Annotated in this window: 10 protein-coding genes; 4 read left to right on the top strand and 6 right to left on the bottom strand. The window is 72.8% G+C overall.

The window, feature by feature from the left end; all coding sequences use genetic code 11:
* From ACGFI8_RS33995 to ACGFI8_RS33980, 4 genes are all read right to left on the bottom strand, one after another.
* A partial coding sequence (locus ACGFI8_RS33995; protein WP_392810927.1) for a condensation domain-containing protein occupies positions 1 to 863 on the bottom strand: 863 nt, incomplete at its 3' end.
* The gene (locus ACGFI8_RS33990; RefSeq protein ID WP_392810926.1) at positions 860 to 4,051 is read right to left on the bottom strand and encodes an amino acid adenylation domain-containing protein; all 3,192 of its coding nucleotides are present in this window, start codon (positions 4,049 to 4,051) and stop codon (positions 860 to 862) included. The genes ACGFI8_RS33995 and ACGFI8_RS33990, both read right to left, overlap by 4 nt.
* The gene (locus ACGFI8_RS33985) at positions 4,048 to 4,419 is read right to left on the bottom strand and encodes a phosphopantetheine-binding protein (protein ID WP_392810925.1); all 372 of its coding nucleotides are present in this window, start codon (positions 4,417 to 4,419) and stop codon (positions 4,048 to 4,050) included. Before ACGFI8_RS33985 ends, ACGFI8_RS33990 begins: the two co-directional genes overlap by 4 nt.
* Positions 4,416 to 4,607: an MbtH family protein gene (locus ACGFI8_RS33980; RefSeq protein ID WP_392810924.1), complete on the bottom strand. Its 192-nt coding sequence runs from the start codon at positions 4,605 to 4,607 to the stop codon at positions 4,416 to 4,418. Before ACGFI8_RS33980 ends, ACGFI8_RS33985 begins: the two co-directional genes overlap by 4 nt.
* Before the next feature lie 218 nt (positions 4,608 to 4,825).
* Here ACGFI8_RS33980 and ACGFI8_RS33975 point away from each other — a divergent pair, with 218 nt between their 5' ends.
* The 4 genes from ACGFI8_RS33975 to ACGFI8_RS33960 are packed head-to-tail and all read left to right on the top strand — an operon-like array spanning position 4,826 to position 9,952.
* Positions 4,826 to 5,836 carry an iron-containing redox enzyme family protein gene (locus ACGFI8_RS33975; protein ID WP_392810923.1) on the top strand — a complete coding sequence of 337 codons (1,011 nt, stop codon included), beginning with the start codon at positions 4,826 to 4,828 and terminating at the stop codon, positions 5,834 to 5,836.
* Between the two features lie 19 nt (positions 5,837 to 5,855).
* Positions 5,856 to 6,068: a CDGSH iron-sulfur domain-containing protein gene (locus tag ACGFI8_RS33970; RefSeq protein ID WP_392810922.1), complete on the top strand. Its 213-nt coding sequence runs from the start codon at positions 5,856 to 5,858 to the stop codon at positions 6,066 to 6,068.
* Positions 6,069 to 6,077: 9 nt separating this feature from the next.
* Positions 6,078 to 9,197 carry a type I polyketide synthase gene (locus ACGFI8_RS33965; protein ID WP_392810921.1) on the top strand — a complete coding sequence of 1,040 codons (3,120 nt, stop codon included), beginning with the start codon at positions 6,078 to 6,080 and terminating at the stop codon, positions 9,195 to 9,197.
* On the top strand, positions 9,194 to 9,952 hold the full coding sequence (locus tag ACGFI8_RS33960) for a thioesterase II family protein (protein WP_392810920.1): 759 nt from the start codon (positions 9,194 to 9,196) through the stop codon (positions 9,950 to 9,952). Before ACGFI8_RS33965 ends, ACGFI8_RS33960 begins: the two co-directional genes overlap by 4 nt.
* 25 nt (positions 9,953 to 9,977) lie before the next feature.
* Here ACGFI8_RS33960 and ACGFI8_RS33955 read toward each other — a convergent pair whose 3' ends face one another.
* Positions 9,978 to 10,766, bottom strand: a complete 789-nt coding sequence (locus ACGFI8_RS33955; protein ID WP_392810919.1) for a BTAD domain-containing putative transcriptional regulator — start codon at positions 10,764 to 10,766, stop codon at positions 9,978 to 9,980.
* 86 nt (positions 10,767 to 10,852) lie between these two features.
* Positions 10,853 to 12,400 (bottom strand): long-chain-fatty-acid--CoA ligase, encoded by a 1,548-nt coding sequence (locus ACGFI8_RS33950; protein WP_392810918.1) that lies wholly within the window; start codon positions 12,398 to 12,400, stop codon positions 10,853 to 10,855.
* Positions 12,401 to 12,419: the final 19 nt, after the last annotated feature.

Here is a 12,419-nt window from a genome sequence, read left to right as displayed (position 1 = left end):
AAGAACCCGACGAGGTCGTCCAGGGCCTCGTCCGTGCGGCCCGCGAGGGGTGACCCGACCGGGATGTCCAGGCCCGCGCCCCACCGGCTCAGCAGTACCGCGAGGCCGGCGTGCAGCACCATGAACAGCGTCGCCCCGCGCCGGGCGGCCAGGTCGGCGAGGCCCGCGTGCAGCCCGGCGTCGACGGCCAGCGGGATGACGTCGCCGCGGTGGGAGGCGGCCGGGGGCCGGGGCCGGTCGGTGACCAGCGGCAGGCATTCGGGCACCCCGGCCAGTTCCTCGGCCCAGAACGCCAGCTGCCGCGCCAGCACGCTGCCGGGGTCGCCGGCCCGGCCGAGCAGCTCGGCCTGCCACCGCGTGTAGTCCACGTACTGGACCGGCAACGGTTCCCAGTCCGGCGCCCGGCCGCGCGACCGCGCGTGGTAGGCGCGCCCCACGTCGCGCAGCAGCCGGCCCGTCGACCAGCCGTCCCCGGCGATGTGATGGCCCACGATCATCAGCACGTGCTCGTCCTCGCCGGCGACGAACAGCGTCGCCCGGAACGGCGGCCGGTCGCTCAGGTCGAACACGTGGCTCGCGGCGCGGCGCATCGCCGCCGGCAGGTCGTCGGGCCGGACGACCTCCAGCGGCGGGCCGGCCTGCGCCACGTCCAGGATCAGCTGGTACGGCTCGCCCCCGGTCTCGGGGAACACCGTCCGCAGCGGCTCGTGCCGCTCGACGACGTCGGCGACGGCGGCGGCCATCGCCGCGCGGTCCAGCGTCCCGCGCAGCCGCAGCGCCCCCGCCATGTTGTACGTCGCGCTGGGCCCTTCTAGCTTGTCCAGGAACCACAACCGGCGCTGCGCGAATGACAGCGGGATCATCGGCTCTCCCCCGCCGCCGGACGGCTCATCCGCCGCAGGGCGGGACGGGCGGGCGCGGCGTCGGCGAGCCGGCCGCCGAGCTCGGCAATGGTCGGCGCCTGGAACACCGCCCGGACGGACACCTCGGCGCCGAGCTCGGTCCGGATCCGGCTGGTCAGCCGGGTGGCCAGCAGGGAGTGCCCGCCGAGGGCGAAGAAGTTGTCGTCGATCCCGATCGGGGCGCGGCCGAGCAGTTCCTCGTACAGCCGGCACAGCACCACCTCGCGGTCGTCGCGCGGGCCCCGGCCGGCCGGGGCGTGCGACGCGGACGGGTCGGGCAGGGCGCCGCGGTCCAGTTTGCCGTTGGGGCTCAGCGGCAGCGCGTCCAGCACCACGAACGCCGACGGGATCATGAAGTCGGGCAGCCTGCGCATCGCCTCCCGGCGCAGCTCGCCGATGTCGAGGTCATCGCCGGCCGGCACGAGGTAGGCCACCAGGGCACCGTCGCGGGCGATCACCTCGGCCTGACCGACCGCCGGGCTCTCGGCCAGCACGGCGGTCACCTCGGCCGGCTCGATCCGGAACCCGCGGATCTTCACCTGGTCATCGGCCCGGCCCAGGAACTCCAGCCGGCCGTCACCGGTCCACCGGGCCACGTCGCCGGTGCGGTACATCCGCTCGCCCTCGGTCCCGAACGGGTCGGCGACGAACCGCTGTGCCGTCAGCCCCGGCCGCTTCCAGTACCCCCGCCCGACCTGCCGCCCGGCCACGTACAGCGCGCCCGTGACCCCTACCGGCACCGGACGCAGCCACTCGTCCAGCACGTACGCCCGGGTGCCGGGCAGCGGGCGGCCGATCACCGGCTGCTCGCCGACCACCCGGGCGATCGTCGTGAACACCGTGCACTCGGTCGGGCCGTAGACGTTGTAGCCGGTGACCCCGTCGGCCCCGGCGATGCGCCGCCACAGCCCGGGCCGCACCGCCTCGCCGCCGACCTGCAGCATCGACGGCCGGACCGGCCCGTCCAGCAGCCCCTCCTCGAGCAGCTGCTCGGCGTAGGAGGGGGTGATCTCCAGGACGTCGATGCCGTGCTCGCGGACGTAGCCGACCAGGGCGTGCGCGTCGCGGCGGATGTCGTCGTCAAGCATGTGCAGCTCGTGGCCGGCGAGCAGCCACAGCACCGGGTTCCACACGGCGTCGAACGACAGCGCCGCGGCCAGGATCACCCGCAGCTGCCGGCCGGCCTGCCGGGCCGCCGGCTCGAGCTTCTCGCGGTGCTCGAAGGCGGCCAGGTTGGCCAAGCCCCGGTGGGTGAGCACCACGCCCTTCGGCCGGCCCGTCGACCCCGAAGTGTAGATCATGTAGGCCGCGTCGTGCGGGGCCGGCACGCCGCGCTCCGCCGGCTCGACCGGGGCGCCGGACAGGACCGCCAGCTCGGTCTCCGCCTCGACGGAGTCCAGCACCAGCCGCCGCGGCCCGGCCGCCGCGTCGGCCAGCTTGGCCGTCGTGATCACCACGTGCGGTGCCGAGTCGGCCAGCATGTACCGCACCCGCTCCTCCGGGTACGACACGTCGACCGGCACGTACATCGCCCCGGCGGCCACCACACCCAGCAGCGCCACCACCGCGTCGGCCGAGCGCGGCAGGAACACCGCCACCGGGTCGCCCGGCTCGACGCCGGCGTCGATCAGCCACCGGGCCAGCCGGTTGACCCGCGCGGCCAGGTCCCCGAACGACAGGGTCGAGTCGCCGAACACCAGCGCCGGCACGGCCGGGTCCGCCGCCGCCCGCGCCGCGAACAGCTCCGGCAGCAGCGGCGGCGGCTCGCCGGTCACCGGTTCGCCCCGGCCGAGCTCCAGCAGCGCGCCGCGCTGCGCCGGAGCCAGCACCTGGACCCGGCTCACCAGGACGTCCGGGTCCGCCACCACCGCTTCGAGCACGGCCACGATGCCCTGCGCCAGCGACGCCGCGCGGTCGCGGTCGAACAGCCCGGGCCGGTACTCGATGTCCATCTCGATCGCGTCGCCCGCCGACTGCACGGCGATGCTCAGCGTGTAGTTGGTCTTGACGTCGGTCTGCACGTCGGACATCGGGAAGCCGCCGGTCGTGCCGGCCCCGGGGAAGTTCTGGTACGACATGTGCGCGTCGAACAGCTCCTGCTGGCCCGCGGCGAGCCGGACGTCGACCAGACCCAGATGGTGGTGCGGGATCAGCCGCGACTGCTCGGCCTGCACCCGCGCCATCATGGCGGCGAGGGTCTCGGGCCGCGACAGGTCCTGGCGGACCCGGACCGGCAGCGTGTTGAGGAACATCCCCGCCATGTTCTCGATGCCCGGCACCTCCGGGGAGCGGCCGGTGACCGTGCCGCCGAACACCACGTCGCTGCGGCCGGTGGCCGTGCCGAGGGCCAGCCCCATCGCCGTCTGGAAGACGCTGTTCATCGTGAGGCGGTGGCCGCGGGCGAAGTCGCGGACCTTGGCGACCAACGCGGCGGGCACCTCGACGTCAAGCGTCTCGCTGGGCGCCAGCCACCGCTCGGGATCGGACGGCGCCAGCAGCGTCGGGCCCGGCAGGCCGGCGAGCGCGGCCCGCCACGCCTCGACGGCCGCGTTGCGGTCCTGCCGGGCCAGCCAGCGGTAGTAGTCCGAAAGCGGCGGCGGCGCCGGCAGGCCCGTGTCGTCGCCGTGGTTGTCGTAGAGCTGGGCCAGCTCGCCGAGCAGCAGCCACGAGGACCACCCGTCCAGCACGGCGTGGTACGTGCACAGCACGAATCGGTGCCGGTCCGGCGCGAGGCGCACCAGCAGGAACCGGGTCAGCGGCGGCTTCGTGAGGTCGAAGCGGGCCGCCACGGTCTCCTCGACCAGCTGCCGCAGGCGCACCGACTGCTCGGGCTCGGCGACGGCCGAGAGATCGACCTGCCGCCACAGCAGCGGTACGTCACGCACCACCACCTGCACCGTCCGGCCGGTGCGATCCGGCCGGAAGCAGGCCCGCATGCACTGGTGCCGGGCCAGCATCGTCGCGCAGGCGGCCCGCAGCGCCGCCACGTTCAGCGGCCCGGTCAGCAGCGCCGACAGGTGCATGTTGAACAGGCTCGGGCCGGACTCGGCGAAGTCGGCGTGGAACAGCTGCCCTTCCTGCAACGGGGTCAGCGGCAGAACGCACTCGATGCTGGTCCGGGTGCTGGTCTCGGTGCTGGCTCGGCTCACGTGATGGTCTCCCATTCGGCCTCGGTGGCGCCGGCTTGCTCGAAATCGCCGAACTCGTCGTCCGCGAACGTCACCAGCGGCGCTTCCGAGGCCGCTGCGGTTGTGGCGGTACCGCCGGCGGGGCCGGACCGGTCACCGATCGCCGCGGCCAACGTCCGCGCGGTCTGGTGGTCGAACAGGTCCCGCACGCCCAGGACGAGGCCGGCCTCGCGCGCGCGGGCCACGACGGCGACCGCGAGCACGCTGTCGCCGCCCACCTCGAAGAAGCCGTCCTCGGGCCGGACGACGTCCACCTGCAGCACCTCGGCGAGGATCCGGCACAGCGTCGCCTCAGTGCCGCTCTCAGTGCCGGTTGTGGTGCCGGTCATGACGCGGTCGGCGTGATGTCGGCCCAGTTGGCCTCGACGTAGTCCAGGCACGCCTGCCGCTCGCCGCCGCCGAACACCACCCGCCAGCCGGCGGGCACGTCGATGACCTCCGGCCACAGCGAATGCTGACCAAGGCGGTTGACCAGGACCAGATAGCTCGCGTCCGCAACCTCAAAGGGATCGACCACAGCAAGACTCCAATGGTTGGCTCCGTCGTTCCGGAAGACTCGCAGAGCCCACTGATCGACCGCTGACAATTCGCTGACCACCCTGACCGGCGCTGGGCGTCAGCGTTCGGCCAGCCGCGTGTCAAGCTCGGTCGGCACACTGGGGGCCGCGGCACGCGAGGTCGTGGCGCGAATACCGGTCCGCGCCGTCGCGCCGACCCATCCGATCGGAGAACGCCATGCGGCTCCCCGCGCCCCGAGGACCCATCAGCACCGCGCTGTTCGCCTGCCTGGCTGGCGCACCCGGGCCGGTGCCGGCCCAGCTCACCGAGCTGGCCGACGCCTTGCCGGAGACCACCACCGACGCACGGTCCGACGAGGACGTGCAGATCAGCCTGTGGGTCTGCTACGGGCTCACCTACGCCGGCTTCGAAGGCGTCGACGAGCGGTGGGAGTGGCAGCCGTCGCTCCTGGCGGTGCGCGGCGCCCTCGAGGCCGTGTTCGAGCGCGATATCCTCGCCGACGTCGAGATGCCGGCCGGCCTGACCCCGGCCCAGGTGCCGATGTGGCTGATGGAGGTCTGCGGCCGCGTCCCGATGGAGTTCCTGAAGTTCATGCACCGGACCGCGACGCTCGAGCAGTTCAAGGAACTGGTTATCACCCGGTCGATCGACGCCCTGCACGAGGGCGACGCCCACACGTGGGCCATCCCGCGGGTGTCCGGCCGCGCCAAGAGCGCGCTGATCGAGATCCAGGCCGACGAGTATGGCGGCGGCATGCCCGGCCGCAGCCACGCCGAGCTGTACGTGATGCTGATGTCCGAACTGGGGCTCGACCCGGAGTACGGGGCGTACATCGAGCAGATCCCGGCCGTCGCGCTCGCCCTGCACAACATCAGGTCGATGTTCGGCCTGCAGCAGCGCTGGCGCGGCGGGCTGCTGGGCAACCTCGCGGCGACCGAGATCGGCTCGTCGATCATCAACCGGCATTTCAGCGAGGGCCTGGACCGCCTCGGCGGGTCGAAGCGGGCGCGGCTGTTCTACGACGAGCACATCCTCGCCGACGCCGTGCACGAGCAGCTGGCCGCCCACGACATGTGCGGCGGGTTCGTCGCCGACTACCCGGACGAGTGGGACCGCGTCGTCCTCGGCGCGCTGGCCACCCTCAACGTCCGCGGCCTGTTCGCCGGCTCGGTCGTCGATCCGTGGGCGGCCGGCGGCACCTCCCTGCGCGAGCTCACCACCGTCTGAGAGAACAGGAGCCCGTTTCATGCTGGACGACCAGCCACCGGTCGAGATCACCCTCTACGAGAACGGACCGGTCATCGTGCGGGGCGCCTACAAGCTCCAGGACCGCGACCGCAAGGAGATCGACCCCGGACGGAAGACCATCGCGCTGTGCCGGTGCGGCCTGTCCGCCCTCAAACCGTTCTGCGACGGCAACCACGTGCTGCGCGGCGGCGCCGCCCGCACCGCCCTCTGAGCCGGTCGCATGACCATCGAAGCCGAGCTCGACGCGGCCCGCGCGGTCATCCGCGAGTACTCGTCGCGGATCGAGCAGCTGACGGCCGAACGGCACGAGCCCATCGCGATCGTGGGCGTCGGCCTGCGCATGCCCGGCGGCAGCGCGACCATGGACGCCTTCGCCGAGTACCTCGCCGCCGGCCGGTCCGCGATCGGTCCCTTCCCGGACCGGTGCAACGGCGGTGAGCCGGCCGCCGCCGGCGGCGGTTTCCTGACCGGTGTCGACGAGTTCGACCCGGCGTTCTTCAACATCTCCCCCAAGGAGGCGCGCTGCATCGACCCGCAGCAGCGGCTGGCCCTGGAGACGTCGTGGGAGGCCCTGGAGCACGCGAACATCGACCCGGCCGGGCTGCGGCGGGGCAACGTCGGGGTCTACTTCGGCGCCAGCGGCATGGACTACGCGTGGGAGATCGGCGGGCTCGACGCCGCGGACATGGACGGCTACCTCGCCGGAGGGCTGCTGCACGCGGCGGTGTCCGGCCGGGTCTCGTACTTCCTGGGCACGCGCGGCCCGTGCATGTCGATCGACACCGCCTGCTCCTCGTCGCTCGTCGCGCTGCACCTGGCGGTCACCGCCCTGCGCGGCCGGGAGTGCGAGCTCGCGCTGTGCGGCGGGGTCAGCGTCATCCACCATCCGTACAGCAGCATGCTGCTCACGGACATGCAGGCGCTGGCCCCGGACGGGCGCTGCAAGACCTTCGACGAGTCCGCCGACGGCTACGGCCGGGCCGAGGGCTGCGCCGTGGTCGTGCTCAAGCGGCTCAGCGACGCCGAGCGCGACGGCGACACCGTGCTCGCGCTGATCCGTGGGACCGCGGTCCGGCAGGACGGCGAGAGCGCCGGGTTCACCGCCCCCAACGGTCTCGCCCAGGAGGCGCTCATGCGCGCCGCGCTGGCCAACGCGCGGCTGGAACCGGGCGACGTGCAGTTCGTGGAGGCGCACGGCACCGGGACGCCGCTCGGCGACCCGATCGAGATGGCGTCGATCGCCGAGGTGTTCGGGCCGTCGCACAGCCGCCAGAACCCGCTTCTGGTCGCCTCGCTCAAGACCAACATCGGGCACATGGAGGCCGCGGCCGGCATCGGCGGCGTGGTCAAGACGGTGCTGCAGCTGCGCTCCGGCACCGTGTTCCCGCACCTGAACCTCCACAAGCCGTCGACTCGGATCGCCTGGGACACCTGGCCGGTCCGGGTGCCCATCAGCTCGGAGCCGTGGCCGGCCGACGTCCGCCGGGGGCTGGTGAACTCGTTCGGCTTCACCGGCACGATCGCCGCCGCCGTGCTGGAGGAGGCGCCCCCGGCGGCGCCGCCGGATCCCTCGGAGCCCTCAGGGCCGCCGGCGCCCGGCGGGCACGTGCTGACGCTGTCGGCCAAGTCGGTCCCGGCGCTCGCCGCGCAGCTGCGGCGGTACCAGAAGATCGTGGCCGACCGGCCGGACCTCGACGTCGCCGACCTGTGCTACACCACCAACGTCGGCCGGGCCCACTTCCGGCACCGGGTGGCCGCCGGGGTGACCGGCCCCGGGGACCTCCCCGACCGGCTCGCGGAGATGCTGGCCACCGTCGAGAGCGGCATGCCCAAGCACGTCTCCCGCAAGGTCGGGTTCCTGTTCTCCGGCCTGGGCCAGCTGCGCCCCGGCCTGGGCTCCGGGCTGTACCGGCGGCACCCCGCGTTCGCCGAGGAGCTCGACGCCTGCGACGAGCTGCTGACCCCGCTGGTGGGCCGGCCGGTCAAGGCCATGGTGCTGGGGACCTGCGGGCCGGACGACGCTGCGGCGCTCGACCAGGCCCGGTACGGCCAGCCCGTGCAGTTCGCGTTCCAGTACGCGCTGGCCCGCCTGTGGATGTCGTGGGGGGTGCGGCCGACCGCGGTCGCGGGGCACAGCATGGGCGAGGTCGCCGCCGGCGCCGTGGCCGGGCTGTTCAGCCTCGCCGACGCCGCCCGGCTGATCGCGGCCCGGGCCCGGCTGATGGACTCGGTGCGCACCCCCGGCTGCATGGTGTCGGTCGGGGCCGGGGCCGACACCGTCGCGCCGCTGCTGGCCGGCTACGCGGACGTCTCCGTCGCCGCCGTCAACGCGCCGCAGCAGTGCACCATCTCCGGCGGCCGGGACTCGATGACGGCGGTCATGGCCGAGCTGACCGCGCGGGACCTGGACTTCGCGCTCCTGCCGGTGTCGCAGGCCTCGCACTCCCCGCTGATGACCGAGGTGGCGGACGAACTGCACGCGGCCATCGACGGCATCGCCTTCGCCGAGCCCGCGATCACGATGGTCTCGACGCTGACCGGCCAGGTCGCCAGGCGAGGCGACTTCTCCGTCGACTACTGGGTGCGCCACATCGCCGAACCGGTGAACTTCGTCGGCGCGATGCGCGCGCTGGACCAGCGGGGCAAGCACCTCTTCGTCGAGCTCGGCCCGGCGTCGACGCTGACCCCGCTGGGCAAGCGGTGCGTCCCGCCCGGCCGGCACCTCTGGCTCACCAGCGTCCGGCCGACCGAGCAGGACGGCGAGGCCGTGCTCGACGCCCTCGCCCGGGCCTACGCGGCCGGGCAGCCGATCGCATGGCCGGCCTTCCACCGCGGGGCGCACCGGCGGCGGGTCGAGCTGCCGGCGTACGCGTTCGACCGCGAGTCGTACTGCCTGCCCACCGCCGCGACGGCGCCAACCCGGCCGGCAGCCGGCACAGCACTGCATTTCGACCGCGAGTCGTACCGGCCGCCCACCGCCGCGACAGCGGCTACGGTGCCGGCCCGGCCGGCCGAGGACTCGGCTGTGGTCGAGACCGCGGTGCTGGCGGAGGGCGGCGAGCGCCGGGCGGCGATCACCACGCTGATCCGGGAGAAGGTCGCCGCGGTGCTGGAGTTCAGCACGCTCGCCGGCATCGAGGCCGACATCGACTTCACCGAACTGGGGATGGACTCGCTGCTCGCGGTCAAGCTCCGCAAGGAGCTCGGCGCGGCACTGGGGATCACCTTCGCCACCCCGGAGGTCTTCAACCACCCGACGCCGCTCGCTCTGGCCGAGTTCCTCGACGGGCGCCTGGACGGGTGCACCGATGCCGACCTCGTAAAGGTGGATGAGCGATGAGCCACTGGTTCACCCCCGCGCAGCCGCCCCCGGAGGCCCAGATCCGCCTGCTGCTGATGCCGCACGCCGGGAGTGGCGCGGCCGCCTACCGCGGCTGGGGCCGGCTGCTCCCGGCGGAGGTCGCCGCGCAGGCGCTCACCCTGCCCGGGCGGCAGAGCCGACGGGACGAGCCGCTCCCCGTCGACTGGGACGCCCTCCTCGACGACCTGCACGGTGCGGTGCTGGCCACGGTCGACGACGAGCGCCCGTACGCCATGTTCGGGCACTGCATCGGCGCGATGCTGGCCTACCGGCTGGCCGTGCGGCTCGAGGCGGCCGGCGACCCGGCCCCGTTGCTGCTCGGCATGTCCGGCTGGGCGCCGCGGGGTTTCTTCGCCCCGCCGCCGGGCCACGAGAAGCTGTCGATGGACGAGTTCGGCGACATGTTCAAGGATCTCGGGGCCTTTCCCGAGGAGCTCTGGACCGATCCGGACATGCTGGATCTGGTGCTGCCGCCGGTCGTCGCGGACTTCCGCATCGCCGTGCAGTTCGAGGACGACGAGGCCATCGTGGAGTGCCCGCTGGTGAGCTACGCCGGCGGGTCGGACCCGCTGCTGACCGACCCGGACGCGATGAAGGTCTGGGCCGGGCGCAGCCGGCGGTATCTCGGCCACCAGGTGTACCCGGGCGGCCATTTCTATGTCAGCGACCACGCCGCGGCGGTCATGTCGGACTTCAGCCGACGCCTGACCCGCATCGCCGGCGACGCCGCCTAGGCTTCGTCGGCGTCGCCGGGGCAGGTCACGTGCGCAGCACGGCGTGATCGGCCCCGAGGCGCAGCGCCTCGTGGTGGTTGAGGATCGCGTTGAACAGGTTCCGCAGGGTCACGGTCGGCTCGACGCCGAGCTCCTCGTGGAGCCGGTCGCGCATCTGGGTGTACGTGCTCAGGGCTCGCGCCTGCTGCCCGGACCGGTACAGCGCGATCATCAGCTGCTCGCAGAAGCGCTCGTTCAGGGACAGCTGCTCGACCAGCTCCGACAGCATCGGGATGATGTCCATGTGCCGTCCGCTGCGCAGTTCCAGGTCGAACAGCGTCTCCAGGGCCACGACGCGGGCGGTCTCGTAGCGCTGGGCGACGATGCGGCACAGCGATCCCTGGATCACCAGACCGAAGGCCTTGCCCCGCCACAGGGACAGCGCATTGCGCAGCGCGTCGGCCGCCGTCGCGGGGTCGGAGGCGCCGAGGAACCGGGCGTAGTCGAACTCACGCATGAACACCTTCGCGTCGACGGCGTCCTCGGCCGTCTGCAGGCGGTAGCCGGAGTGCTCGACGATGAGCCGGGTGGACCGGTCGTCGGCCGAGTCGATCCGCCGGCGCAGCCGGCTGATGTGCGCCTGTAAGGCGTTCTCCCAGCGCGGCGGCGGCTCGTCGCCCCAGAGCTCCGAGACGAGCGAGTCCACCGCGACCGGCTGGCCTTCGGCGGCGAGCAGGGTCGCGAGGAGCGCCCGTTGCAGTGTTCCGGAGATCTTCAGCGGCCGGTTGGCCGATTGGCATTCGAATGGCCCGAGCACGAAGAATCTGATCATCATGCGATCTCCCGTCCCCATTGCCGATGCTCTGCGTCACCCTGTGTACGAAGACCCTTGTGTGCTGTGGTTGGCGCAACGCCACCCGCTCAGCGCGATTCCGCCCGCAGCAACCGGCGCAGGACCTTGCCGGTCGGGTTGCGCGGCAACGCGTCCACGAACTCGAACTGGGTCGGGATCTTGAAGTCGGCGATGCGGCCGCGCAGGAACAGCATGAGGTCCCGCGTGGTCGCCTGCTGATCGCCGTGGAACACCACCACTGCTTTGACCGCCTGGCCCCAACGCTGGTCGGGCACGCCGACCACCGCGGCGTCGGCGATCGCCGGATGCTCGGACAGCGCCTTCTCGACCTCCGCCGGATAGATGTTCTGACCGGCGACGATGATGGCGTCGTCGAGCCGGTCCAGCACGTACACGTAGCCGTCCTCGTCCAGGTAGCCCGCGTCGGGCATGATCAGCCAGCCGTCGACGAGCGCCTTCGCGGTCGCCTCCGGCTGCTGCCAGTACTCGATGAAGTTGGCGGGGTTCCTGGCCCAGATCTGGCCGACCTGGCCGGCCGGGAGGATCTCCCCGTCGCGGCCCACGATCTTCACCTCGTTGCCCGGACACGGCCGCCCGACCGAGCTCAGCCGCGGGTTGCCCGGCCGGTGCTCCGCGGGCGCGAGGCAGGTCACCCCGGCGCCCGACTCCGCCGCCGCGTACATCTGGGCGAGCTCGCAGTCCAGGCTCTCCATACACTGGCGCAGCAACGACGGCGCGATCACCGAGCCACCGTAGGTCACCTTGCGTAGCGACGTGAACGCGGCGCGGGTGGCGGTCCGCTCGGACAGCAGCATCCGCAGCATCGCCGGCGCCGCGAACATGATCGTGACCCCGTGGTCGCGGACGCACCGCACCGCCTCCTCGGCGACGAACATCCGCATGACCACGTGTGTGCAGCCGGCCCCGAAGCCGTACATGAACCAGCCCATGCCGGCCGAGTGCAGGCCGGAGAAGCAACTCATGGACCGGTCCCCGGGGATCCAGTCGATCCAGTCGAGACCGGCCCGCTCCATGTGCTCGATGAAGGTGAAGTACGCCCGGTGGGCGAGGACGACGCCCTTGGGCAGGCCGGTCGTCCCGCTGGTGTACATCTGCACGAACGCGTCGTCGCGCCCGGTGCCGGGATCGAGGTCCGTGTCGGGGTGCCCGTCCCGCCAGCACAGGAAACCGTCGGCCAGCGAGCCGGGCGTGTCCATCTCGATCACGGTGGTCAGCGCGGGCAGCGACGTGCGCAGCCGGTCCACCACCGGCCGGAAGTCGCGCTCCACGAACAACAACTCGGCCGTGGAGTCCCGCAGGACGTGGTCGACCTCGCGGGAGGTCAGCCGCCAGTTGATCGGCACGAGCACGGTCCCGCTCTTGGCACAGCCGAGCGCGATCTCGAAGTAGTACTCGGACTCGCGGCCGAGATAGGCGACCCGCGCACCGCGGCGCAGCCCCGCGGCGAGCAGTGCGTGCGCGGTCTGGTTGCTGCGGCGGTGGAACTCCGCGTAGGTCACCTCGCGGTCCTCGCAGATGACGGCCGGCTGGTCGGGGCGCCGCCGAGCATGCTCGGCGCACCGGGCGGTCAGTGTCTGCGCATTCGGGTCGCTCACGGCCTCACCTCCCTTTCAT

The sequence above is a fragment of the Dactylosporangium sp. NPDC048998 genome (genome assembly GCF_043197855.1).
Taxonomy (GTDB): Bacteria; Actinomycetota; Actinomycetes; order Mycobacteriales; family Micromonosporaceae; genus Dactylosporangium.
Note: the sequence above shows the minus strand (reverse complement) of the source record. Positions and strands in the feature narration are given on the sequence as shown.

Excerpts from the sequence above, each read along its gene's own strand:
- ACGFI8_RS33985 (WP_392810925.1), bottom strand. The coding sequence starts at position 4,419 with ATGACCGGCACCACAACCGGCACTGAGAGCGGCACTGAGGCGACGCTG.
- ACGFI8_RS33975 (WP_392810923.1), top strand. The coding sequence starts at position 4,826 with ATGCGGCTCCCCGCGCCCCGAGGACCCATCAGCACCGCGCTGTTCGCC.
- ACGFI8_RS33970 (WP_392810922.1), top strand. The coding sequence starts at position 5,856 with ATGCTGGACGACCAGCCACCGGTCGAGATCACCCTCTACGAGAACGGA.
- ACGFI8_RS33965 (WP_392810921.1), top strand. The coding sequence starts at position 6,078 with ATGACCATCGAAGCCGAGCTCGACGCGGCCCGCGCGGTCATCCGCGAG.
- ACGFI8_RS33960 (WP_392810920.1), top strand. The coding sequence starts at position 9,194 with ATGAGCCACTGGTTCACCCCCGCGCAGCCGCCCCCGGAGGCCCAGATC.
- ACGFI8_RS33955 (WP_392810919.1), bottom strand. The coding sequence starts at position 10,766 with ATGATGATCAGATTCTTCGTGCTCGGGCCATTCGAATGCCAATCGGCC.